The following is a 23,243-nucleotide window of genomic DNA, read 5'->3' as shown; positions in this document are numbered from 1 at the left end:
TGTGGCGTTGTTTTTGAATAAGTAGTATTTTTGAAACTTAAACAAAAACCCTAAATGAAAAAGATTTTACTATTAGCCGTTACATTTTCGCTTACTTCTTGTGCACAGGTACAACAGACCCTAAATCAACTGCCTCAAATTGCATCTCAGATTCCAAGTTCAGGAACTGTTGATATTGCTTCAGGTTTAAAAGAAGCGCTAAATAAAGGAATTACACAACAAGTGAGTAAATTAACCGCAGTAGATGGTTTTTATAAAAATGAAGCTGTAAAAATTTTAATGCCAGAAGAATTACAAAAAGTAGATGCAACCCTGCGTAAAGTAGGTTTAAGCTCTCTTGCAGATGAAGGAATCAAAATGCTGAACCGCGCTGCAGAAGATGCCGTAAAGGAAGCTACCCCAATTTTTGTTACAGCAGTAAAAAACATGAGTTTTACAGATGCTAAAAACATTCTTTTAGGAAGCGACAACGCAGCAACAAATTATTTACAAGGAAGCACAACAACTTCATTATATGCCAAATTTAATCCTGTAATTAAAAGCTCTTTCGAAAAAGTAGGAGCCGATGCTGTCTGGACAAAAATTATAAACAAATACAACACAATTCCATTAGTAAAAAAAGTAAATCCAGATTTGACTGATTACACAACCAATCAAGCTCTTACTGGTGTTTTTAAAATGATTGCTGTTGAAGAAAAAGAAATTAGAAACAATATTTCTGCAAGAACAACACCTTTATTACAAAAGGTTTTTGCTCTGCAAGATGGAAAATAGTTTTATTCTGTTTAAATGTTTAATCGTTTATTCGTGTAATCGAACAAACGGTTAAACAAATTATCGATTAACCGATTAACCAAAAAACGAAATGCAAAAAATTACCATACTCATTCATTGCAAAGATCAGAAGAATATTATTGCTTCAGTTACTACTTTTATTGCTAAGGTCGGAGGAAATATTACTTATATCGACCAGCATGTGGACGTAGAACAAAATGTGTTTTTTATGCGTCTGGAATGTGAATTCGAAAATTCGACTATCACAGTTGAAAGTTTTAAAGAAGACTTTAACAAAACTCTTGCTGTCAAATTTGACATGTCTTGGGATTTGTACAATCAGGAGCAAAAACCTAAAATGGCTTTATTTGTTTCTAAATACGATCATTGCTTGTTTGACATTTTGGGTCGTTATAGTGCTGATGAATTAGGGGTCGAAATCCCTATGATTATTAGCAATCATAACGATTTACGTTCAATTGCAGAGCGTTTTGATATTCCTTTTCACTATGTTCCTTTCACAAAAGACAACAAAGAAGAAGGAGAAGCAAGACAAATAGAACTTTTGAAAAGATATCAAATCAATTTTATTGTTTTGGCGCGTTACATGCAGATCGTGACTCCAAAATTGATTTCGCTTTACGAAAATAAAATCATCAATATTCACCATTCGTTTTTACCTGCTTTTCCAGGTGCGAAACCGTATCATTCGGCTTTTAAACGTGGGGTAAAAATTATTGGTGCAACAAGCCATTACGTAACAGAAGAATTAGACGAAGGTCCGATCATTGAACAAGATATTGCAAGGGTTTCTCATATTCACTCTGTAGAAGATTTTATCATGAAAGGACGTGATTTGGAACGCATCGTTTTAGCAAGAGCAATTAAACTGCATGCTGAAAGAAAAACAATGGTTTACAGTAATAAGACGGTGGTTTTTTCTTAGATTCTAAGATGCTAAGCTACTAAGGTTCTAAGGTTCTAAGTTTATAATCTTTGTGTGAAATAACAAACCCGACAGGTTTAAAACCTGTCGGGTTTTCTTTTACTTTATAATAGGCTCAAAGATTGGCAACTTAGAAGCTTAGCATCTTAGAAGCTTAGAACCTAAAAAAAAAACTTATCTTGCTTTAATCGCCAATCTAGGATCATCAAAAGCATTTACTTCATCCATTGTCATTCCTAGAGCGTTTGCTACACCTGCACCATAAGCTGGATCGGCTTGGTAACAATTTCTAATATGGCGCACTTGAATAAATTTCTGCGCTCCTCCTACTTGACCCGCTGTATTTTTAAACAAAAGCTGTTTTTTCTCTTCTGTAAGCAAGTTGAATAAAAGTCCTGGCTGAGTAAAATAATCGTTATCGTCTTCTCTAAAATTATGTGCATAAGCATCACCATAAATTGCCAATGGCGGTTCTTTTACTTCTGGCTGATCCTGCCATTCGCCAAAACTATTTGGCTCGTAATGCTTTCTTCCGCCATAATTTCCATCAACACGCATTGCTCCATCTCTGTGGAAACTGTTATACGGACATCTAGAAGCGTTTACCGGAATCTGGTAATTGTTTACTCCTAGACGGTAACGGTGCGCATCTCCGTAAGAGAATAAACGTCCTTGAAGCATTTTGTCTGGAGAAAAACCAATTCCTGGAACTACGTGAGCTGGATTAAATGCTGCCTGTTCTACTTCTGCAAAATAATTTTCTGGATTTTTATTCAATTCGAATTCTCCGACTGGAATTAACGGAAAATCTCCTTTTAACCAAACTTTAGTCAAATCGAATGGATGAAAACGATATGTTCTCGCCTGTTCTTCTGACATAATCTGAACAAACATTTTCCATTTCGGGAAATTACCTTCTTCAATTGCATTAAACAAATCCCTTTGATGGCTTTCTCTGTCTCCACCCACCAATTTAGCAGCTTCTTCATCAGAGAGATTTTCGATTCCCTGTTGCGAAACTAAATGGAATTTTACCCAATGTCTCTCGTTTTGCGCATTGATGAAACTAAAAGTATGGCTTCCAAAACCGTGCATTTCTCTATACGATCTCGGAATTCCACGGTCACTCATTACTATCGTAACTTGGTGGAGAGCCTCTGGCAGTAAAGTCCAAAAATCCCAATTGTTATCAGCACTTCTTAAATTGGTTTTTGGATCACGTTTTACAGCATGGTTCAAGTCAGGAAATTTCATTGGATCACGAAAAAAGAAAACTGGCGTATTATTTCCTACCAAATCCCAATTTCCTTCGTTTGTGTAAAATTTCATGGCAAAACCACGGATGTCTCTTTCGGCGTCAGCAGCGCCTCTTTCTCCTGCAACAGTTGAAAACCGCACAAACATTTCTGTCTTTTTACCAATTTCAGAAAACAAATCTGCTTTTGAGTATTTAGTAATATCGTGCGTAACAGTAAAAGTTCCGTAAGCCCCAGATCCTTTGGCATGCATTCTTCTTTCGGGAATTACTTCTCGATCAAAATGAGCCATTTTTTCTAAGAACCAAAAATCTTGTAATAAAACGGGGCCGCGAGGGCCAGCTGTTTGAATGTTTTGATTGTCTGGAACGGGTGTTCCTGTTGCAGTTGTTAATTTTTTGCTTGATTCCATATTGCTGATTTTTAATGTTTTATCAAATATACAAACTTATCTTTACCATATTCATAAGCAAAATTGATTGTTATTATATTTTAATAATCAAATTTTATTTAACAGTGCAGAAAGCTCAAAACAGCGGTTTGACAAATCTTAACGTATGGTCAACAAAGTAATAACAAAACCTTAACAGCATAAGATTGATATATGTCGGACATTTGTAATGTAATAAACTGGTTATTTATTATTTTGGTTTTGGTTAGTTAAATGATGCCGGCGTCTTCGAGATGCCGGCATTCTTTTTTATATAAGTTTTGTTTCAGGTTTCATGTTTTCTTTGTTTCAGGTTGCTTTACTTTGAGTATAATTTTAACGCAAAGTGCGCAAAGTTTTTTACTTAAGAGGTTTTTTGTAAAACGCAAAGTTCGCAAAGCTTTGTAAAAAAAAACTTTGCGAACTTTGCGTAATTCTTTGCTCCCCGATAGCTATCGGGATTGCGGTTAAAAAAAACTCAATCTTTTCAACATTAACTTATATCCAACAAAGTAATAACAAGATCTTAACAGCATAAAATTGATTTATGTCGGACATTTGTAATGTAATAAACTGGTTATTTATTATTTTGGTTTTGGTTAGTTAAATAATGCCGGCGTCTTCGAGATGTCGGCATTCTTTTTTTTATATAAGTTTAGTTTCAGGTTTCATGTTTTCTTTTGTTTCAGGTTGCTTTACTTTGAGCATATTTTAACGCAAAGAGCGCTAAGCTTTTTTACTCAAGAGGTTTAGTATAAAACGCAAAGTTCGCAAAGCTTTGCCTTAAAAACTTTGCGAACTTTGCGTAATTCTTTGTGTGCTTTGCGGTAAAAAACACAATCTTTTAAACATTGGCTCATTTTGGATACAACTACACGAGATTTAGATACTTTATAAAAGCAATACTGACGGATCTTTGCTAAATCAATTTTGATTTAAAATTAAAACAGTAATTATGAGTACTATCAAAAAAGTTAATTTAGGAAATCAGGGACTTGTTGTTCCTAATATTGGTTTAGGTTGCATGGGAATGAGCCAGATTGCAGGAAATGATATTTACGGTAAAGCAGACGAAACTGAATCTATACAAACAATACATCGTTCACTTGAATTAGGCGGTAATTTTTTAGATACGGCCGATTTATATGGTCCATTGGCAAATGAAAGATTGATTTCAAAAGCTATAAAAGGAAATCGTGACGCTTACATAATTGCTACAAAATTTGGTTTTGAAATTAATGACAACGAAGAACTTACCTGGCAGTTTAATGGCAAAAAAGAATATGTAAAAAAGGCAGTAGAACGTTCTCTTAAAAATCTTGGAACAGATTATATCGATTTATATTACCTGCACCGCGTTGATCCTAATACTCCAATAGAGGAAACAGTTCAGGCAATGTCTGATTTGGTAAAAGAAGGAAAGGTTGGCTATATTGGCCTTTCTGAAGCTTCTTCTGAAACCATAAGAAAAGCACACAACATTCACCCTCTGACGGCAGTTCAAAGTGAATATTCCCTTTTTGAAAGAAGCATTGAAGAAGACGGAATTATAAAAACATTAGAAGAACTTCAAATTGGTGTAGTAGCTTATTCACCTCTAGGAAGAGGTTTTATTTCGGGAGAAATACAACATCCGCAAGACTTAGCCGAAAATGATTTTAGAAGATCAATTCCTCGTTTTCAAGGAGAACAATTTTATAAAAACATTGAACTTTTAAATGAAATAAAACTTATCGCCGACGAAAGAAAAATTACTGCTTCGCAATTGGCTTTGGCATGGATTGCATCTAAAGGATTTTTAGCCATTCCGGGTACAAAGCGAGTAAAATATGTAGAGCAAAATATTGAGGCTTCTCAGCTTATCCTGACTACTGAAGAATTGAACAGATTAGAAAACATTATTCCTCTTGGAACAATTACCGGAAATCGTTATGATGAATCTGGAATGAAATCTGTTAATCTATAAGAAATCAGAAAAAAAATCTACAGGAAAAGTTATCTTTATGACAGCTTTTCCTGTATTAAACCTAAAGCCATGAAGAAAGAAGATCATACTCCGTATAACATTACCTCTATTTCAGAATTACATCAATTATTACGAATTCCAAAGCCAGATCATCCTTTGGTAAGCTTTGTAAATCTGAGAGATATAAGTTGTCATTTTGATAATAATCTAAAAAGTGTCATTTATAACTTCTATACAATTTCAATTAAAAGAGGATTTAAAGGAAAAATGAGATACGGTCAAAATTATTATGATTTTGATGAAGGTGTCATGACATTTATGGGGCCGGGCCAAATTATTTCGACAGAAGTTCCAATGGATTCTTCTGTATATGGCTCAATGTTAGTCATTCATCCTGATTTTATTCAGAGTTATGCTTTGGCAAAAAAAATAAAAGAGTATGGTTATTTCTCTTATGCTGTTAATGAAGCATTGCATCTTTCAGAAAAAGAAGAAACGATGATTACAGGAATTATGCAGAATATCGAACAAGAATATCTGTCTTCTATTGATGCTTTCAGCCAAGATGTAATGATTTCGCATATTGAACTGCTTCTTAATTATTGCAATCGTTTTTATAACCGACAGTTTATTACCCGAAAAAATGCAAACAATACTCTTTTAACTAAACTGGAACTTCTTCTCTCTGAATATTTTGAAAGTGACAAAGTACAGCAATTAGGATTACCAACTGTCGCGTATATTTCAGAACAATTAAATGTTACGCCAAATTATCTGAGCGATATGCTGCGCTCGCTGACAGGACAAAGCACACAACATCATATTCATAATAAAATTATTGAAAAGGCCAAAGAACTTCTTACCACAACTACCTTGAGTGTAAGTGAAACTGCTTATAAATTAGGTTTCGAACATCCTCAATCTTTTAATAAGCTTTTCAAAAGTAAAACCACAGTTTCACCTTTAGAGTTTAGAAATTCATTTAACTAATTCTTCAATCTTTCGTGCAGTAATTTAAAATAAGGGAAAGCCTTTAACAATCTGCTGCCGTGCCAAGAGAACATTTCGCCGTCAACGAAAATGGTTTTGGCGTGATGTGTAAACCTTCCTATTTCGAAAGCATCTTCTTCTTTAAAAGGATATGGCTCTGATGAAAGAAAAACAATATCAGGATCGCCTTCTAAACGCATTTTCTTTAATTCGATTTCAGGATAACGACCTTTGTCTTCGTAGATATTTTTAAAATGATTTAGTTTTAGCAACTCATTTATATAGGTATCTTTTCCTGCAACCATGTATGGATTTTTCCAAATAAAATAGGCTGCTTTTTTTTCTTTTATATCCTGAATATAATTTTTAAAATCGCTTAAAGCGAAAGTCAATTTGTCATTCCATTTCTGCGCTTCGGTTCTGCAATTGAATAACTGCCCGAAATCTGAAATCATCTGGAAATTATCTTCGACAGTAACAATATTGGTAACCCACACAGGACAAATTACACTTAACTGTTCTACAATCTCCAGTGTGTTTTCTTCTTTATTGCAGATAATAATATCCGGCTCTAAAAGCTTTATTTTTTCAAAGTGAATTTTCTTGGTTCCTCCAACAATCTTTTTAATCGACTTAAAATGAAACGGATGAACACAAAACTTCGTTATTCCGATAATTTTCTCTTCTAAACCTAAATCATACAATAATTCGGTTTGCGATGGAACTAGCGAAATGATACGCTTTGGAGCAGTTTCAAAAGTATGAACGTTTCCTATTTGATCTTTTAACTGTTTCATTTTTTATTTGTTTCAGGTTTTACGTTTAAAGTTGTTGTTGTGTATTTAACCGCAAAGTTCGCAAAGGTTTTTCGCAAAGGCACGCAAAGAAAATAACTTTGCGTTCATGGCGTAAATCTTAGCGAACTTTGCGGTTAAATTATGTTCAAAGTAAACTTGAAACTTTAAACCTGAAACTTTAAACCAATAATCTCAGCCATTTCCTGCTGTACTTTCAAAGCCTCTTCTCTAGCCTTTTCAGCAAAATCGGTTCCTTTTGAAGCGTAGATAATAGCTCTTGCAGAGTTTACCAAAAGACCAACTTTATCATTCATTCCATATTTGCATACTTCAGATAAGCTTCCGCCTTGAGCGCCAATTCCTGGAACTAGTAGGAAACTGTCTGGAACAATTTTTCTGATTTCAGTAAAATATTCTGCTTTTGTTGCACCGACAACATACATCAGGTTCTCGCTGTTTTTCCAAGTTTTAGAAGTCTCTAGAACTTGTTTGTACAATTCTTTTCCATTAGTATTTAAAGTCTGGAAATCGAAAGCACCTTCATTAGAAGTTAAAGCCAACATAATAGTATGTTTATTTTCGAATGCCAGAAAAGGCTCTACAGAATCTTTTCCCATGTACGGGGCAACAGTTACACTATCAAAATTCAGATCTTCAAAAAAAGCTTTCGCATACATGCTAGAAGTGTTTCCGATATCTCCACGCTTTGCATCTGCAATTGTAAAAATATCAGGATAATTTTCGTTGATATAATTGATTGTTTTCTGCAAAGACATCCATCCTTTTATTCCGTATGCTTCAAAAAAAGCGGTGTTTGGTTTGTATCCAACCGTTAGATTGTGCGTTGCATCGATTATCGCTTTATTAAATTCGAAAATAGGATCTTCGGTTTCTAATAAATGCTGCGGAATTTTAGCCAGATCAGGATCTAAACCAACGCATAAAAATGATTTTTTTTGAAGAATTTGTTCGTGTAGTTGTTGTGTTGTCATATTGTATTTTTAGTTCTTCTATTTCAAAGAATTAATTCTTTTTAAAAAGTATGCAAAAATAAAAAAAGCCACTCAATTAAGAATGGCTTTTTACTTTTATCTTCAGAAGCGTTTACAAATTGCCTAAATAAACAATTTCTGTTCTTCTGTTTTCTGCTCTTCCTGCAGCTGTTTTATTTGATTTTACAGGTTTTGTCGAACCATAACCTTTAGAAGTTAAATTCTCTGGATTTACACCTTTTTCGATTAAAAGATCCATCACTACTTTTGCCCTAGCTTCAGATAATTTTTGATTTGCTTTTGCATTCCCAACATTATCTGTATGTCCGTTAATAGTAAATTTTGCATTTGGATAATTTCTTAAGATTTCTTTTATCGCATCTAATCTTCCAGAAGTTTCTCCTTTTTTAGCATCGTTTAAAGTTGCTTTTCCAGTTGTAAAGAAAATAGATCTTGCTTCTACTTTTAGCTGCGCTAAAGTTTCTTTAGTCACTTTTGGACAACCTTTATTATCTGCTGGACCAGCAACTGTTGGACAAGCATCATCTTTATCCAAAACGCCATCCTTATCTGCGTCTAATTCTGGACAGCCTTTATTTTCTGCTGCACCTGCTTCGTTCGGGCAAGCATCATCTTTATCCAAAACCCCATCTCCATCAGTATCTGGCCATGGACATCCTTTATTTTCTACAGGACCAGCAATTGTAGGACATGCATCTACATTATCCAATAAAGTATCTCCGTCACTATCTTTCCAAGGACAACCTTTATTTTCTTTTGGTCCAGCCACATCTACACAAGCATCATCTTTGTCAAAAACACCATCTTTATCTGTATCTGGCCAAGGGCAACCACCATTTTCAGCAGGACCCGCAACTTTTCTACAAGCATCTTCTTTATCAATTACACCATCACCGTCTGTATCTTTAAATTGTTTTTCGTAAACTGGAATCTTCATTCCTAAGTGAAAATCAGCTCCTTTAGAGTTGCTAGAAGCTAAATTACTCAAAATAGAACCAGAACCAATGAAGAATACTCCTGCACGCAATCCTGCTCCAGCCTGCATACCGCTATATTCCATGTAAGTCATTGGCAAATAAAAACTAAACCATCTACTTTCGTAACGTGGCGTCAATGTAACTCGATCTGCAATTCCGTAACCATTCAGTTTACTGCCAGAAACAAGATTAATATCTCCGTTAAGGTTCAAATAGAATTTATTGTACATATTCCAATCTGCATCTGCTCGAATAGCAGTTGGTAGATTTGTTTTTACTCCTTTTGAAGTTGAAGTTTTGGTATAATGTTCATTTAAGAAATCATACAAATCTTCAGCATCATCAATCATTTGTTGCGTCACTACTCCGTTTACATTGTAAGTGTCAACTTTTGAGTTTTTATAATTGATAGATCCGATATCTGTTACCGATAAACCGAAACGCAATTTGTATTTATTTAAATCCCTAAAATTATTATCTGCTGGTTTTGCTTTTTTAAGATCATATTGATCATAGTCAGGTCTCCATTCGTAAACCAATCCAAAATCAAAACCAAATCCGCGTGATTTTGAATCAAATTCGTAATCATCGTTTGCTTCCCAATCTTGACTTCCTCCAACCGTAACTTCTCCATTTGAAATTAAAGAACCTTCTTTTGGATCTGCAGAGTTTTCAACATAAGCAACATTCACATTTTTTCCGTGAACATAGGCATTTACACCACCTTGAAGATATTTAGCCGTTAAACCTCCTTTTAAAAAATGCTGGTCTTTTTGAAACAAAACTGCGGCATATGAAATTCCAAGTTCTCCCCAAGAATGAGATGCTGCATTTGGACTTCCTAAATTATAATTGAAACTATCAGACTGATCTAATCCATCTTTTACCTGGTCGATAAGGTATCCGTTAATTTTTCTGATATTAGAAACAGATCTTGCTCTTGTAAAAACAGCCAAAGAATGTTTTGGCGCAATATTAAACATAAAAGAAGGCCCCATAATATCAAAATTTGCCAATCCATTGTTGGCATTTTTTGCAGAAACTTTTGATTGGCTTTCAAAATCATATCCGTCTTTGTAAACATCAAATAGTTTAACTCCATATAAGTCATTTTCTACAGCACCACTAATTGAAAATAAATTAATGTCTGTTTTAAAACGTGAATCTGCAATTGAAGCTGGATTGAACAAAACACTTTGAACTCCCGCATAGTTGTCATGAAAATAGCCTAGGTAGGATTGTGATTTTGCGGTAAAAGAAATAATTAAAAAAAGTAAAATTGGTAAATGTTTTCTCATTAAATTTAGTTTTAGATGGGCGCAAAACTACAATAATTAAAACCTAAAAGGGTTAAAAAAACATTGAATTCATGTAATTTCTCTGATAAATTATATAAGAAAAGATGGGGTTGTAAAAGTATCTTTGAGAATAACCTAATATACAGATAATTATGAGCCCAAATATTGGAATTACACCAAAAAATTTAAAAAAGAGCGCGTCTATTTTAGCAACAATTTTATCTAACGAAATGACATTATATGTAAAAACCAGAAAATTTCACTGGAATATTTCTGGAAATAGCTTCATGGAATTGCATAAATTGTTTGAAGAACAATATAGAATTCTGGAAGCCAATATTGATGAAGTTGCAGAACGCATTAATCAGTTGGGCGAAAAAACAATCGGGACAATGAAAGAGTTTATAGATAATTCTACTTTAAAAGAATCTCCAAAAGAATATGCTTCACAAAAAACTATGTTGTCTGAACTTTTAGAAAACCATGAACAGCTGGTAACCGAATTTAGAGATTATATTCCGGTTTTTGAAAACGAAACCAATGATGTAGGTTCTGCCGATTTTGTAACAGGACTGTTGCAACAACACGAAAAAATGGCTTGGATTCTGAGAAGATATCAGGAGTAACAAAGACAAAAAAATGAAAATTATGCAACAGTCAGAAAAATAAATGTAACATAAAGCCGATTGATAATTTGCAATTTTACAATACAATAATATATAAAAAGAGATATCATGAATACTACCGAAATAAAAGGAAACTGGAATGAGCTGAAAGGTAAACTGAAACAAAAGTTTGCAACTCTAACAGATGATGATTTGATGTTCGCTGAAGGAAAAGAAGACGAAATGTACGGAAGACTTCAGCAAAAACTGGGAAAAACAAAAGAAGAATTTCATCAGATCCTGTCAGAATTGTAAATCCTTGCAACTCAATCAGGGAAATACCGTCTAGTAAGAAAATATTAGACGGTATTTTTTTGAAAAATTTATTTTAAAATCACATTTTCGTGTAATTCTATACCATTTAAAAGCAAAAACACCAAAAAAAATAAGTATCTTTAACCAAATTTCTATAAAATGAAACTATTTATAAAGTTCGACATCAATACTATTTGCTCTCTTTATTTAAAACAAAATCTGGAACAAAACAACATAAATTTTACAACTCTGGGTTTTGGCGAAATTGAGATTGAAGACAATCTTGATGCTGAAGCATTGGATAATTTAAAAACTAAATTGGCTCCGTGTGGTTTTGAAGTAGTTGAAAATCAAAAAAGTGTATTAGTCCAAAAAATAAAAGATGCAATCATCGAACTTGTTTTCATGGATGACAACAATAATTATAAAAGTTCTGTATTTTTGGCAGAAAAGTTAAACCACAGTTACGGTTATTTATCTAATGTTTTCTCAGAAGTAACGTATTCTTCTATTGAAAACTTTATTATTTTACAGAAAATTGAAAGAGCAAAACAGTTGATTATTATCAACGAAATGAGTTTGACCGAAATTGCTTTTTTACTAAACTATTCGAGTGTCGCGCATTTGAGTACGCAGTTTAAAAACACAACCGGAATTACTCCGTCTGCTTTTCAGAGAATTATTAAGAAACGAAGAGAAAATTTAAAATAAAAACCCAAATACCACATTAAAATGCAAAAAAACGCATTACACATTTTATTGGCCGATGATGATGAAGATGACCGTCTTTTCTTTAAAGATGCATTTGAAGAAATAAAGATACAAACGAATGTAAATTTTGTTCATGACGGGATGCAGCTTATGGATCATTTAATGAATAAAGACAATAAACTTCCAGATATTTTGTTTCTAGATTTAAACATGCCTAAGAAAACAGGTAAAGAATGTTTGATTGAAATCAAAAAAACGGACCATTTAAAAGATATAATCATTGCGATTTATTCTACTTCTTCTTCCGAAGAAGATATTGAAGATACCTTTATTCAAGGCGCCAATATTTACATCAAAAAGCCAAGCGATTTCAATACGCTGAAAAAAATAATTAATGAAGTCGTGACCGTAAACTGGCATTATCATACTTCTGGTTTAAACCGTGATAATTTCTTGCTGCGACTAAAATAAAAGCATTCCAATAATGAAGTGGATACCAAATTTTAATTCTTCAAACTCTTTGAGAGTTATTTTTGTAATCGCAGTTTTCATTCTGTTATTTCTTTCTTCAATTGCTTACAAACATAATCAGGACTTGAATGAATCAAGCAAACTGGTTATGCATACTTACGAAATCAACATTCAGCTCGAACGATTAATGTCGGCTATAAAAGATGCAGAAACGGGCCAGCGAGGGTACATTATCACTCGCAATGCCCGTTTTTTGACTCCGTACATATATTCCCGAGACAAGGTAAATACTTCATTTATTACCTTAAAAAAACTCACTGCCGATAATCCGAGACAGCAGGAAAATCTCCAGAAACTTTTCAAACTCATTACCCAACGATTTGTTTCTTTTGAAAATTGCCTAAAATACAGCGATCCAAAAACATACGATAAAAGAAAATTGGACAATCATATGTTTGGCGGCCGTATTTTAATGGAAAATATCCGTTTTAAGGTGGACGAAATGAACGACATTGAAAAGGATTTCCTAAAGAAAAGACTAAAGATTTACGATTCGGAGATTTCTTTAAGTCCGCTGTTTTCTATTTCTTTATTTCTAGTCGCTTTGAGCTTTATTTTACTGGCTTATCGTCAAATTAGCCGTGATTTTGAACGACTGAAAGTATTCAATAAAAAACTTCTTATTTCGACAGGTTTAATTTCTGAATCTGAAAATATTGGTAAATTCAGCACTTGGCAATGGGATCTGGATTCTGATAAAATAGATTTTTCAGACAACCAGTTCCGATTATTAGGGCTTGAGCCAAAATCTTTTGCTCCTAACAAAGCAACACTTTTAAAATATGTTCATCCAGATGATAAGGAAGCAGTAGCAAAAGCTATTGACGGAATTATAGAAAAGAAACATCTTCCGTTTGTATATTACAAAATTATACGTCCAGATTTTGAAGTGCGCTACTTTAAAACAACGGGTAAATTAGTAACCGATCAGCAAGGCAGTAAAATCTTGCTCGGAATTAACTTTGACATTACAGACGAGCATCTTCTTAATATCGAATTGCAGGAAAGAAATAAAGAGTTGGAAAAAAGCAATAAAGAATTGGCTTCTTTCAACCATGTTGCTAGTCACGATTTGCAAGAACCTCTTCGAAAAATACAAACCTTTATTTCAAGAGTTTCAAGTGCCGACAAAGAAGTTATGTCTGAAAGCGGTAAAAATTACATTACCAAAATAGAAAGTTCGGCAAAAAGAATGCGTGTTTTAATAGACGATCTTCTTTTATTCTCCAGAACGAATACAACCAAAAAGGAATTCATTAAAATGAATCTGAATGAACTTTTGGATAATGCCGAATCTGAACTGGCTGAAACTATCGAAGAAAAGAAAGCCGTTATTCAGCGCATTGGAAAACTTCCGAAGCTTGCGGTAATTCCGTATCAGATCGAACAGCTGTTTATCAATTTAATTGGAAATTCATTAAAATACAGTCAGCCCGATGTTGAACCTGAAATATCTATTTCTAGCGAAAAAGTAAGTTCTTCAGAATATCCAGAAATATTAGAACAGTCGGTAAAGAAATTTCATAAAATTACTTTTACAGACAACGGAATGGGATTTGACCCACAGTTTAAAGAAACCATTTTTATTCTCTTTCAGCGTCTCCATTCTAAAACAGATTATCCAGGAACCGGAATCGGATTAGCAATCTGCAAGAAGATTGTCGAGAACCATAAAGGACATATTGTAGCCGACAGCACTTTGGGCAAAGGCTCTATCTTTACGGTCTTTCTACCAGATTAAAATTTTATTTTTATTTGTAAGAAAAAAAATCTCCTACATTATATCGAAAAACAGAAAAAGAAATTATAGAAAAACCTATAATTTCTTTTTTTTTATACCAAACCCAAACTTCACAAACCATTGATTTTAAAAGGATAAACCCTTGAAAAAAATCTATTATGGGAATTATATAACGATTCATTTTTATGCTGTAAAGCAAAATCTTTCATTCGTTAGCATCTTTGTAATGTAATACTTTAAGAAGTAATAATGAAAGTAATTTCCCCCATGAAGGCGACATATTTTAAAGTCTTTTTCTTAATCTTATTGGTACTATGCATCACATCTTGCAGAAAAATTAATCCGATTGAAAATACTTTGAAGAATCAAGCTTTTGCAAAAAATGAAAGAGAAGAAACAGAAGTCTACTTTTTTATTTCTACGGCGAATATTAGCAAATCTATTATTTCAAAAAGTCAAATTGCACAACAAAAAAGTTCAGATGTTATTGTTCAGGAATTAAGTAAAAGAATTGAACTCCAAGAGAATCAATTGTTGGATCAAATAGCCAAATTGGCCACATCAAAGCTCATTGTTATTACTGAAATAAACGCCACGCACAAACGAGACCTGTACAACCTCATAGACGCAAGCAATAATGATTTTAACAATATCTATTTAAACGCCATGACAGAAGCCATATGCGACCAGATTGAGTTATTTGAGACTATTTCTAGAGAAACAAATGATAAACAAATTTTGGAACTCGTTCTTAGATTTTTGCCAGAACAATATAAACTCTTACGAGAGACTGAAAGAATAAAAAAACAAAATGAATAAACGCCTATTATCTATTAACTAATTATTTTTTACTATGAAATTACAAGCCAATTTTTTATGCGCCTTAACACTTTTTTTATCAGCATCATTTGGAATGCTGCACGCTCAGGACAATAATGTAAATACCGAATTCGGTGTAAAAGGAGGATTCAACATGTCTAACTTATATGGAAGCGGAGACGATGTAGATGATAATAATATCTTATACGGATTTAATGCCGGTGTTTATGCTACACTTCCTATTTCAGACTTTGTAGCAATTCAGCCAGAGATTTTGTTTACAACAAAAGGTTCAGAATTAGAATACAACAATGCTTTTGCATCTGGAAATGCAAAATTTAGATTGAACTACATAGAAGTGCCACTTTTGGTTAGAGTAAATGTTACTAAAAATTTCAACATTCATGCCGGTGGTTACGCTTCTTATTTAGTAAGCTCTAAAGTAAGCGGAGACGGAAGTTTTGATTTTGACCAAGACATTGACACAGATGATCTAGCCAAATTTGATGCAGGTCTTTCTGCTGGTGTCGGGGTAGATTTTAACCCAATCAGCGTTGGATTACGTTACAATTACGGTTTAACTACTGTAGGTAAAGAAAGAACAGTTGCAGGAACTACATACACGTTTCCTGATGCAAAAAACAGCAACTTGACTTTATACCTTTCTTATAAGTTAAACTAAAAGAAAAACTGATTATTAACCACTAAAATAAAAAACCATGTCAAACTTATTATATACACTCGCAGTGATTCTGGTGATACTTTGGGCTCTTGGGTTCTTTGTTTACAGTTTCGGAAGCATAATCCATATTCTGTTAGTAATTGCCATTATTGCCGTACTGCTTCGACTAATTAAAGGTCGAGAAATTTAAAAATCACAATTTATTAAATCAACAAATTATTAAATATTAATCCATTAAATTATTTATTATGAAAACTAGTAGCACAATTTTAGGAATTTTAGGAGCCGCAGCGGCGGGAGCATTCATAGGTGTTTTATTTGCACCAGACAAAGGATCAAACACAAGAAAAAAAATCAAAGATAAATCAAAAGATTACGGTGATAATCTAAAAACAAAATTTGATGGCATTGTAAACACGATTACTTCAAACGGTAAAGAAATTATCGAAGAAGGAAAATCGAAACTTAACCAAGTTAAAGAAGATTACAACACGCTAAAAGACGATGTTAAAACAGTAAAATCAAACTATTAATAAGTAGAATTAATTAGTGAAATTTTCAAACCATAAAACCCTATATCATGGAACCAAATGCAACAACAAACGAGAATTTAAATCTTTATGAAAAAGCAGAAAACTATGCTAAAACAAGTTTAGAATTACTTAAACTAAAAACAGTGTGTTCTGTTGCTGATGGTGCTTCATCATTGGCTTCAAAGATAGCGATTGGTATTGTTGTTGCATTTTTTACTTTGTTCCTAAATATCGGGATTAGTTTATGGATTGGTAAAGAACTTGGAGAGTATTACTATGGCTTTTTTATCATGGCACTATTTTATCTTATTTTGGTAATTGTGGTTGTAAAATCACATCATAAACTGATAAAAACTCCTATTGGAAATACTATCATTTCAAGTATTCTAAAAGAAACAAAAAACTGATTTAATTAACCTAAAAAACCGAAAAAACTATGGAGGCTATTTACACTATTGATCAGTTAAATCAAAAAATTGAGGAACTAGAAATTCGCCAGGACACAGAATGGTGTGCTATAAAAGACGAGATTAATGAAATTAAAGACAATTTAAAGCCCATTAACCTCATTCGAAACACGGTGGAAGAAATCAACGAAACGGTTGGTTTTAAAAGCCACATCGCTCAATCTGCCATCAGTATCGGAATTGGTTATTTAGCCAAAAGATTTATTGTCGGTAAAGGCGACTCAATGTTTAAAGGTGTTTTAGGCTCGATTGTTCAGCTTATTGTAACCAATCTGGTTTCGAAACCTCATCATGATTCTTCTGAAGAAGAAGAAGAATCATCACAATACGAATCATCTAGAGAGTAATTTGTTTAACTTAATTTAAATTATTATGGAAAAGTTTAGCGAAATAATGATAAAAAATGGAGTATACGTTTACTCGAATCTATATAAATGTTTTGAATATACGAGAGTATTTTTAGGCGTCTAACTCCATCATACGTGTTTGGGGAAACGGTTGATGGAGTGAAGACCTTCAATATATATTTTTTTAAGATACTAAGTTGCTAAGATTCTAAGGTTCTAAGTTTTATATTTAGATTTTATAATCCTATCTTACTAATCTTAAATAAAAAAAACAGCATCTACTTTGTAGATGCTGTTTTTTTATGTCTTCAATTTCATAAACTAAGAAACTTAGCATCTCAGAATCTTAGTATCTCGGAATCTCAGAATCTTAGTATCTTAGTATCTTAGTATCTTAGCACCTCAGAACCTCTATCTATAATCCTGATAAATAGGCAATTTTAGACCAGCATAAATATTACAGCCTTTTGAGTTGTTTGAAAACATATTGGAGAAAAGAGTTCCAGAACCAATAAATATTGGACCCGCTCTAAAACCCGCTCCTATTTGAGTTCCGCTGTATTGCATATAGGTTACAGGCACGTAGAAACTAAATTGTCTGGTTTCATATCTCGGCGTAAAAGTAACCGAATTGGCAATTGCGGTTCCGTTTACTTTTTTGGCATCTACTAAATTGAAATCACCGCTTAAATTCACATAAAATCTCTGATCGATGTTCCAGTCCAAATTGGTGTGCAAAGCCGTAGGAAGATTTGCTTTTACCCCTTTTCTCGAAGATACTTTAGTATAGTTCGAATCAAAAAACTCAAAAATGTCGTCTGCATCTTCGATATCTTGCTGTGTTACCCTTCCTGTAATATTATAAGTATTCTCGACAATATTATTATAGTTTAGTTTTCCAATATCGGTTATAGAAGCCGCAGCTTTAAACTTGTAACGGTTTCCTGCGCAAGAATGGCAGTTTGTACGATATTCGTAGGTAAAACCTAAATCTACTCCTACTCCAGCCGAAGCGGCATCAAACTTAGGATCATTTCCGTTAGCATAATCATAACTTGCCGCTGTTCTTATAGTTCCTGTCGAATAATATTCGCTCAACAAAGGATTGGCATCGTTTTTATTGAAAGCCACGCTTAAATCATTTCCGTTAATGTAGCCGTTTACTCCTGCCATTAAATACTTTAAAGTAATACCACCTTTTACAAAATGATCATCACGATCGAACAGAACCGTAGCATAACTCGCTCCTATCTCCGCCCAAGAATTCGAAACAGCGTTCGGGTTTCCGCCCGTAATTAAAAAACTATTGGAAACATCTACATCTTTATTCACCTCATCAATTAGTTGTCCGTTTATGCCCACTAGACTCGTAACACTTCGCACACGCGTAAAAAGCGCTACACTATGTACAGGCGTAATATTAAGCATTACTGAAGGCCCAATAATGTCTACATTGAAATTTCCTCTATTGTTCGATTTAAAATTTTTGCTTGCGTCGGTCTCCAGATTGTAACCGCCGTCTAATACATCCATAATATTTATTCCGTACAAATCGTTTTGTCCCGTTCCGCTGGCAGATGCAAACGTAACGTCGGCTTTGTATTTCGAATCTACAATATTGGACGGATTAAATAATGCAGACTGAATTCCGGCATAATTATCATCCCTGAATCCGAAATACGATTGCGATCGCGCATAAAAAAAGCTTCCAAAGAAGCAAAATAAAAGTAAAGTTCTCTTCATAAATTAATGTTAGTTGGTTGGTTAATAGGGCAAATATGAGGCAAAAAAATTAAAAAAATAGATTTTTTCTAAAGTTGCTAAGGTGCTAAGCCACTAAGGTTCTAAGTTTTACAAACTAGTATTATAAATCTTACTTCGTAAGATTCTTGTGTAGTATTGGTCTTTATTTTTTTAAGGTTCTAAGATTCTGAGATGTTAAGATTCTAAGGTTTTTCCAATCTTTGGTATTTTTTCGATAAAAAAAGCCGAACAAAATATTCGGCTTTAAATAAATTGAGTTCAAAGAGAAAAACTTAGAATCTTAGCAACTTTAACCAATTCTTTGCGTTCCTGCGGTTGAAACCGCTGGCTATGTTTTTTTTGTGCTAAGATTCTGAAGTACTAAGGTTTTAAGTTTTCCAATCTTTGGTATTTTTTCCATAAAAAAAGCCGAACAAATGTTCGGCTTTAAATATATTTTATGTTCAAAAAGAAAAAACTCAGAGCCTTAGCAACTCAGAATCTTAGCATCTTAGAATCTTAGTATCTTAGCATCTCAGAAATTTAGTAAACCTCCGAAGCTTCCTTCAATTTCTCCATATTGTTAACTAACTGAAGCTCAGAAACAATTTTCTGAATATCACCATTCATAATATTTCCTAAATCGTAAAGCGTTAAACCAATACGGTGATCAGTTACACGACCTTGCGCATAATTGTACGTACGAATTTTTGCCGAACGGTCACCAGAACTAACCTGTGAACTACGTTTAGAAGCATCTTCTTCTTGCTTTTTAGCCAATTCCATTTCGTACAAACGAGAACGTAATACGATTAAGGCTTTGTCTTTATTTTTATGCTGCGATTTCTGATCCTGACATTGCGCCACCAATCCTGTCGGAATGTGCGTTAAACGTACTGCAGATTTCGTTGTATTTACCGACTGTCCACCAGGTCCAGACGAACAGAAGAAATCTACACGAACCTCATTCATATCTATCTGAACATCAAACTCCTCAGCTTCTGGCAAAACCATAACCGTAGCAGCCGACGTATGCACACGACCTTGAGTTTCTGTCTGCGGAACACGCTGTACACGGTGAACACCCGCTTCAAACTTCAAAGTTCCATAAACGTCTTCTCCCGAAACCTCAAAAATAACCTCTTTGAAACCTCCCGAAGTACCCTCGTTCATATCTACAACAGATGTTCTCCATCCTTGTGACTCACAGTATTTGGTATACATTCTAAATAAATCTCCCGCAAAAATACTCGCTTCATCTCCACCCGTTCCTGCGCGAATCTCCACCATTACGTTTTTAGCATCTTCAGGATCTTTAGGAATCAACATAAATTTGATTTCCTCCTCAAGTTCTGGCAAACGTTCTTTCGCTTCATCCAATTGCATTTTAGCCATTTCAACCATATCTGCATCACTTCCGTCTGCAATAATTTCGTTGGCCTCATCAATATTGGCTAAAACAAGAATGTATTCTTCTCTCTTATCAACCAGCGCTTTAATACTTTTGTATTCCTGGTTAAGCTGCACATAACGTTTCTGATCTGCAATAACATCCGGCTGAATAATCAAATCCGAAATCTCATCGAAACGCTGCTTTACATATTGAAGTCTATCTAACATTTTCTAATTCCTTTTATTGGACGGCAAAATTACAAAATTTTTATTGATTTTTCTAGTGGTTATTTTTTGAGGGATTTAAAGGGGATTATATTCTTTTTGTTTTTGAAAAACAGGGGTTTTTACGTAGTGTTAGATTTAGATTTTATACGATGTTTGTTTTTTATATTTTAAAATTTTGTCTAAACTCAGAATCTTTTATTTATCATTTTAATTACGGTTTTCCGTAAGTAAAATAATATTAAAGGAATTAAATTTGAAAAAACTTAAAATAAACTAACATAAAAATAGGTAATGAAAGCAAGTGTACAATATAATGATTTCGTTGGAACTTCAGCAGCTGATATTAGTGACCACACAGATTTAAAAGAATTTCTAACTTCAAAAAAAGTTGATACCGAAAAATATGAGCCTTTCGGTGCTGGTTTTTATTCTGGTTACAGCGATTTTTTTTCGGCAAAAATCATATGTCGTGATAAAGAGAAATCGACTAGTACTAAACCACACATTGTTTCTTTAAGTTTTGAAATAACAAAAGACGATTTTTTTGAACTATTCAAGCGATTTCATGTAATAATTTATGAGGAATACGATAAAGATTCTGATCTCGATATTGATGAAACAATTACTATATATGAAGAATAAATTAAAATCAATATACTCAGATTCTTCTATTTAATTAATTGTTTCTTTTTAGAAATGTAAATAATAAAAACATGGGATTACCATCTACCTATACCAATTCATATGCTACTCTACCTGATTTCTTCAATCACATACGCGATGCCCAAGCTCCAGAAAAATTTACAAACACTATTCTTAAAGATTTAGGATATAAATCAAATAATCATAGACCTTTTATTCCTCTTATGAAAGCATTAGGCTTTCTCTCATCTGATGGTTCCCCAACGAAAAGATATCATGATTATAGAAATCATTCATTATCAAGATCTATTATGGGGGAGGCAATAAAAGAAGCTTATTCAGACATATTTCTTATCAAATCTCATCCCACAGCAAAGGATAAGGAGTTGATACAAGGAAAATTTAAAAGTTTTCACAATGCTAAAGATCCTGTAGCTGCGTTGATGACCAAAACTTTTTTTTCATTACTTGGAATTGCAGATTTAGAATTTGAAAAGCCAAAAAATGAAAAAATTAAAATTGAAGAAGTTTATAATGAACCAGTAAAAAATAATGAATCTCCAGTAGTAAAATCATCTTCATTTGGACTTCACTATAATATTCAAATACATCTTCCAGCAACTAAAGATGTTGAAGTCTACAATGCAATTTTTAAATCACTTAAAGAACATTTAGTTGAGTAATAAACATAAAGACATTCGAGACTTTTTTTTTAGAGGTTTGATGTTTGAATCAGAAGCAACAAAATTTCAAAGTGCAGGAATTCAAATAGGTGCAGACTCTAAATATACTGAAGAACAATTACTTTCTGAAGCATTATCACCTTTTAGCATTTCTCGTCGAAATGATGCTTTAGAAATGTCGAGATTATATTCTGTTTTACATTGTTTTGAAAACGAAATTAGAGAATATATTAGAAGTACCTTATCTGAAAATGATGGTATTGATTGGTGGGACAAAATTCCGGTCAAGATGAGATCTCATGCAGAAAATAGACAAAAAACTGCTCTAGCTGACTCTTGGCTTGAAGGAGAAAAAAGCGATTTACTTGGATTCATAGATTTTGGAATGCTAGCTTCAATAATTATCGAAAAATGGATGTATTTTGATAACATAATTCCATCACAACATTGGCTAAAACAAAGGATGGAAGAGCTCGAAAAAGCCCGAAATTTTATCGCACACAATAGAATGTTATTGCCATCTGAGTTTCAAAGAATATATATGTATATAGCGGATTGGAATAGAGTGATTGGCTTATAATATTTTGTTATTCTTACTCCCTCCGCTTGCGCGAGCGTCCAGCTCGTGAACGCAATCTTAATCAATTTCAAAAACTGTATTGGCACGAGCGAGACGCTCGCCATAGCAGAGGAAAATTTGAATTTAAATAAAGGAAAAATTATAACTAATATTAGAAATTATGAAGAAAGAAAATCGTAGTAATGGAATTTCAATAAGTTGTGGAAAAACAACCGACGATTACTCAAAGTTGCAAAAAATGTGTGAGGAAAAAGCAATGGAATTAGCAAAAACTATTGAAATTGGTAAAGACGAAATTGTTTCAGTTCCTTGTTGGACATCTGATTTTCCCGAGCTAATTGGTGTAGCACATTTTGAGAAGGATGAAAATGGTACCATTCTGACGAGAGTAGATTTTTCAGAAGGCACATTGTAAAAAACCCGATAGCACTGATTTGCAATCCAAATAAAATCAAAATTCTATATTTAACATGTTATAGAAAAAATGGAAGAAACCAAACCAAAAAAGAAAAATTGGCTCAAAATTTTCATAGATAACTTACTTGATTTTATTCTAAAGTAAAAAATAAGCGCAAAAGTCTAAAAAACTTATTGCGCTTTTTTATTTCAAAAAATCACAACTGCGCCTTACACAAATCATCCAACAACTCCATTTCATCTTCTAGCAATAATTGCAAAGCAATTTCAAGCAAAGTCATTACATTGACATTATTATCTTTTGTAAAACAGGATAAACCTTTATTTCCCCGCTCCACGAAGTCTTCAACTAAAACGCTA

At 33.4% G+C, this 23,243-nt stretch carries 25 protein-coding genes; 19 read left to right on the top strand and 6 right to left on the bottom strand.

The window, feature by feature from the left end:
• Positions 1–54: 54 nt before the first annotated feature.
• Together SOM12_RS15055 and purU are read left to right on the top strand one after the other, a co-directional pair.
• Positions 55–774, top strand: a complete 720-nt coding sequence (locus SOM12_RS15055) for a DUF4197 domain-containing protein (RefSeq protein ID WP_095929855.1) — start codon at positions 55–57, stop codon at positions 772–774.
• Positions 775–865: 91 nt separating this feature from the next.
• Positions 866–1,720, top strand: a complete 855-nt coding sequence (gene purU / locus SOM12_RS15050) for a formyltetrahydrofolate deformylase (protein WP_095929854.1) — start codon at positions 866–868, stop codon at positions 1,718–1,720.
• 174 nt (positions 1,721–1,894) lie between these two features.
• On the opposite strand, the gene SOM12_RS15045 is transcribed toward purU, so the two are convergent.
• Complete coding sequence (locus SOM12_RS15045; protein WP_320494035.1) at positions 1,895–3,388, bottom strand: catalase; 1,494 nt, start codon at positions 3,386–3,388, stop codon at positions 1,895–1,897.
• A gap of 973 nt (positions 3,389–4,361) precedes the next feature.
• Here SOM12_RS15045 and SOM12_RS15040 point away from each other — a divergent pair.
• Both SOM12_RS15040 and SOM12_RS15035 read left to right on the top strand, forming a co-directional pair.
• On the top strand, positions 4,362–5,372 hold the full coding sequence (locus SOM12_RS15040) for an aldo/keto reductase (RefSeq protein WP_320494034.1): 1,011 nt from the start codon (positions 4,362–4,364) through the stop codon (positions 5,370–5,372).
• Positions 5,373–5,441: 69 nt separating this feature from the next.
• Positions 5,442–6,362 carry a helix-turn-helix transcriptional regulator gene (locus SOM12_RS15035; protein WP_320494032.1) on the top strand — a complete coding sequence of 307 codons (921 nt, stop codon included), beginning with the start codon at positions 5,442–5,444 and terminating at the stop codon, positions 6,360–6,362.
• Here SOM12_RS15035 and SOM12_RS15030 read toward each other — a convergent pair.
• From SOM12_RS15030 to SOM12_RS15020, 3 genes are all read right to left on the bottom strand, one after another.
• Positions 6,359–7,159, bottom strand: coding sequence for a helical backbone metal receptor (locus tag SOM12_RS15030; RefSeq protein WP_320494030.1), 801 nt, complete (start codon positions 7,157–7,159; stop codon positions 6,359–6,361). The genes SOM12_RS15035 and SOM12_RS15030 overlap by 4 nt on opposite strands.
• A 164-nt stretch (positions 7,160–7,323) precedes the next feature.
• Positions 7,324–8,151: an orotidine-5'-phosphate decarboxylase gene (pyrF, locus tag SOM12_RS15025; RefSeq protein WP_320494028.1), complete on the bottom strand. Its 828-nt coding sequence runs from the start codon at positions 8,149–8,151 to the stop codon at positions 7,324–7,326.
• Positions 8,152–8,263: 112 nt separating this feature from the next.
• Positions 8,264–10,447, bottom strand: coding sequence for a DUF5723 family protein (locus tag SOM12_RS15020; RefSeq protein ID WP_320494027.1), 2,184 nt, complete (start codon positions 10,445–10,447; stop codon positions 8,264–8,266).
• A gap of 152 nt (positions 10,448–10,599) precedes the next feature.
• Here SOM12_RS15020 and SOM12_RS15015 point away from each other — a divergent pair, with 152 nt between their 5' ends.
• From SOM12_RS15015 to SOM12_RS14965, 11 genes are all read left to right on the top strand, one after another.
• Positions 10,600–11,073, top strand: coding sequence for a Dps family protein (locus tag SOM12_RS15015; RefSeq protein WP_095929847.1), 474 nt, complete (start codon positions 10,600–10,602; stop codon positions 11,071–11,073).
• Between the two features lie 108 nt (positions 11,074–11,181).
• Complete coding sequence (locus SOM12_RS15010; protein WP_095929846.1) at positions 11,182–11,367, top strand: CsbD family protein; 186 nt, start codon at positions 11,182–11,184, stop codon at positions 11,365–11,367.
• Between the two features lie 159 nt (positions 11,368–11,526).
• Complete coding sequence (locus tag SOM12_RS15005; protein WP_095929845.1) at positions 11,527–12,078, top strand: helix-turn-helix domain-containing protein; 552 nt, start codon at positions 11,527–11,529, stop codon at positions 12,076–12,078.
• A gap of 21 nt (positions 12,079–12,099) precedes the next feature.
• Positions 12,100–12,549, top strand: a complete 450-nt coding sequence (locus SOM12_RS15000) for a response regulator (protein WP_095929844.1) — start codon at positions 12,100–12,102, stop codon at positions 12,547–12,549.
• 13 nt (positions 12,550–12,562) lie between these two features.
• Positions 12,563–14,350 (top strand): sensor histidine kinase, encoded by a 1,788-nt coding sequence (locus SOM12_RS14995; protein WP_095929843.1) that lies wholly within the window; start codon positions 12,563–12,565, stop codon positions 14,348–14,350.
• A 249-nt stretch (positions 14,351–14,599) separates the two neighbouring features.
• Positions 14,600–15,169 (top strand): DUF4142 domain-containing protein, encoded by a 570-nt coding sequence (locus SOM12_RS14990; protein ID WP_095929842.1) that lies wholly within the window; start codon positions 14,600–14,602, stop codon positions 15,167–15,169.
• 34 nt (positions 15,170–15,203) lie between these two features.
• On the top strand, positions 15,204–15,851 hold the full coding sequence (locus SOM12_RS14985) for a porin family protein (RefSeq protein ID WP_095929841.1): 648 nt from the start codon (positions 15,204–15,206) through the stop codon (positions 15,849–15,851).
• Between the two features lie 37 nt (positions 15,852–15,888).
• Complete coding sequence (locus SOM12_RS14980) at positions 15,889–16,041, top strand: lmo0937 family membrane protein (protein ID WP_141248143.1); 153 nt, start codon at positions 15,889–15,891, stop codon at positions 16,039–16,041.
• Between the two features lie 58 nt (positions 16,042–16,099).
• On the top strand, positions 16,100–16,384 hold the full coding sequence (locus tag SOM12_RS14975; RefSeq protein ID WP_198856936.1) for a YtxH domain-containing protein: 285 nt from the start codon (positions 16,100–16,102) through the stop codon (positions 16,382–16,384).
• A gap of 47 nt (positions 16,385–16,431) precedes the next feature.
• Complete coding sequence (locus tag SOM12_RS14970) at positions 16,432–16,791, top strand: hypothetical protein (RefSeq protein WP_008462338.1); 360 nt, start codon at positions 16,432–16,434, stop codon at positions 16,789–16,791.
• A 29-nt stretch (positions 16,792–16,820) separates the two neighbouring features.
• Positions 16,821–17,198, top strand: coding sequence for a hypothetical protein (locus SOM12_RS14965; protein ID WP_095929839.1), 378 nt, complete (start codon positions 16,821–16,823; stop codon positions 17,196–17,198).
• 411 nt (positions 17,199–17,609) lie between these two features.
• Here the strand turns inward: SOM12_RS14965 and SOM12_RS14960 are convergent, their stop codons facing one another.
• Together SOM12_RS14960 and prfA are read right to left on the bottom strand one after the other, a co-directional pair.
• Positions 17,610–18,941: a DUF5723 family protein gene (locus SOM12_RS14960; RefSeq protein WP_320494023.1), complete on the bottom strand. Its 1,332-nt coding sequence runs from the start codon at positions 18,939–18,941 to the stop codon at positions 17,610–17,612.
• 543 nt (positions 18,942–19,484) lie between these two features.
• Positions 19,485–20,561 carry a peptide chain release factor 1 gene (prfA, locus tag SOM12_RS14955; RefSeq protein ID WP_320494022.1) on the bottom strand — a complete coding sequence of 359 codons (1,077 nt, stop codon included), beginning with the start codon at positions 20,559–20,561 and terminating at the stop codon, positions 19,485–19,487.
• Positions 20,562–20,852: 291 nt separating this feature from the next.
• Between prfA and SOM12_RS14950 the strand changes: the two genes are divergently transcribed.
• The 4 genes from SOM12_RS14950 (at position 20,853) to SOM12_RS14935 (ending at position 22,881) form a co-directional block, all read left to right on the top strand.
• Positions 20,853–21,203 (top strand): hypothetical protein, encoded by a 351-nt coding sequence (locus SOM12_RS14950; RefSeq protein ID WP_320494021.1) that lies wholly within the window; start codon positions 20,853–20,855, stop codon positions 21,201–21,203.
• A 71-nt stretch (positions 21,204–21,274) separates the two neighbouring features.
• Positions 21,275–21,886, top strand: a complete 612-nt coding sequence (locus tag SOM12_RS14945; protein ID WP_320494020.1) for a DUF5343 domain-containing protein — start codon at positions 21,275–21,277, stop codon at positions 21,884–21,886.
• A complete protein-coding gene (locus SOM12_RS14940) occupies positions 21,879–22,466 on the top strand; it encodes a Swt1 family HEPN domain-containing protein (protein ID WP_320494019.1) in 588 nt (195 codons plus the stop codon). Before SOM12_RS14945 ends, SOM12_RS14940 begins: the two co-directional genes overlap by 8 nt.
• A 160-nt stretch (positions 22,467–22,626) precedes the next feature.
• Complete coding sequence (locus SOM12_RS14935; RefSeq protein ID WP_320494018.1) at positions 22,627–22,881, top strand: hypothetical protein; 255 nt, start codon at positions 22,627–22,629, stop codon at positions 22,879–22,881.
• Positions 22,882–23,243: the final 362 nt, after the last annotated feature.

The organism is Flavobacterium sp. CFBP9031 (genome assembly GCF_034044945.1).
Taxonomy (GTDB): domain Bacteria; phylum Bacteroidota; class Bacteroidia; order Flavobacteriales; family Flavobacteriaceae; genus Flavobacterium.
The sequence above is the reverse complement of the archived record's forward strand: the minus strand, read 5'-3'. Positions and strand labels throughout refer to the sequence as shown.

Excerpts from the sequence above, each read along its gene's own strand:
- SOM12_RS15055 (WP_095929855.1), top strand. The coding sequence starts at position 55 with ATGAAAAAGATTTTACTATTAGCCGTTACATTTTCGCTTACTTCTTGT.
- purU (WP_095929854.1), top strand. The coding sequence starts at position 866 with ATGCAAAAAATTACCATACTCATTCATTGCAAAGATCAGAAGAATATT.
- SOM12_RS15045 (WP_320494035.1), bottom strand. The coding sequence starts at position 3,388 with ATGGAATCAAGCAAAAAATTAACAACTGCAACAGGAACACCCGTTCCA.
- SOM12_RS15040 (WP_320494034.1), top strand. The coding sequence starts at position 4,362 with ATGAGTACTATCAAAAAAGTTAATTTAGGAAATCAGGGACTTGTTGTT.
- SOM12_RS15035 (WP_320494032.1), top strand. The coding sequence starts at position 5,442 with ATGAAGAAAGAAGATCATACTCCGTATAACATTACCTCTATTTCAGAA.
- SOM12_RS15030 (WP_320494030.1), bottom strand. The coding sequence starts at position 7,159 with ATGAAACAGTTAAAAGATCAAATAGGAAACGTTCATACTTTTGAAACT.
- pyrF (WP_320494028.1), bottom strand. The coding sequence starts at position 8,151 with ATGACAACACAACAACTACACGAACAAATTCTTCAAAAAAAATCATTT.
- SOM12_RS15020 (WP_320494027.1), bottom strand. The coding sequence starts at position 10,447 with ATGAGAAAACATTTACCAATTTTACTTTTTTTAATTATTTCTTTTACC.
- SOM12_RS15015 (WP_095929847.1), top strand. The coding sequence starts at position 10,600 with ATGAGCCCAAATATTGGAATTACACCAAAAAATTTAAAAAAGAGCGCG.
- SOM12_RS15010 (WP_095929846.1), top strand. The coding sequence starts at position 11,182 with ATGAATACTACCGAAATAAAAGGAAACTGGAATGAGCTGAAAGGTAAA.
- SOM12_RS15005 (WP_095929845.1), top strand. The coding sequence starts at position 11,527 with ATGAAACTATTTATAAAGTTCGACATCAATACTATTTGCTCTCTTTAT.
- SOM12_RS15000 (WP_095929844.1), top strand. The coding sequence starts at position 12,100 with ATGCAAAAAAACGCATTACACATTTTATTGGCCGATGATGATGAAGAT.
- SOM12_RS14995 (WP_095929843.1), top strand. The coding sequence starts at position 12,563 with ATGAAGTGGATACCAAATTTTAATTCTTCAAACTCTTTGAGAGTTATT.
- SOM12_RS14990 (WP_095929842.1), top strand. The coding sequence starts at position 14,600 with ATGAAAGTAATTTCCCCCATGAAGGCGACATATTTTAAAGTCTTTTTC.
- SOM12_RS14985 (WP_095929841.1), top strand. The coding sequence starts at position 15,204 with ATGAAATTACAAGCCAATTTTTTATGCGCCTTAACACTTTTTTTATCA.
- SOM12_RS14980 (WP_141248143.1), top strand. The coding sequence starts at position 15,889 with ATGTCAAACTTATTATATACACTCGCAGTGATTCTGGTGATACTTTGG.
- SOM12_RS14975 (WP_198856936.1), top strand. The coding sequence starts at position 16,100 with ATGAAAACTAGTAGCACAATTTTAGGAATTTTAGGAGCCGCAGCGGCG.
- SOM12_RS14970 (WP_008462338.1), top strand. The coding sequence starts at position 16,432 with ATGGAACCAAATGCAACAACAAACGAGAATTTAAATCTTTATGAAAAA.
- SOM12_RS14965 (WP_095929839.1), top strand. The coding sequence starts at position 16,821 with ATGGAGGCTATTTACACTATTGATCAGTTAAATCAAAAAATTGAGGAA.
- SOM12_RS14960 (WP_320494023.1), bottom strand. The coding sequence starts at position 18,941 with ATGAAGAGAACTTTACTTTTATTTTGCTTCTTTGGAAGCTTTTTTTAT.
- prfA (WP_320494022.1), bottom strand. The coding sequence starts at position 20,561 with ATGTTAGATAGACTTCAATATGTAAAGCAGCGTTTCGATGAGATTTCG.
- SOM12_RS14950 (WP_320494021.1), top strand. The coding sequence starts at position 20,853 with ATGAAAGCAAGTGTACAATATAATGATTTCGTTGGAACTTCAGCAGCT.
- SOM12_RS14945 (WP_320494020.1), top strand. The coding sequence starts at position 21,275 with ATGGGATTACCATCTACCTATACCAATTCATATGCTACTCTACCTGAT.
- SOM12_RS14935 (WP_320494018.1), top strand. The coding sequence starts at position 22,627 with ATGAAGAAAGAAAATCGTAGTAATGGAATTTCAATAAGTTGTGGAAAA.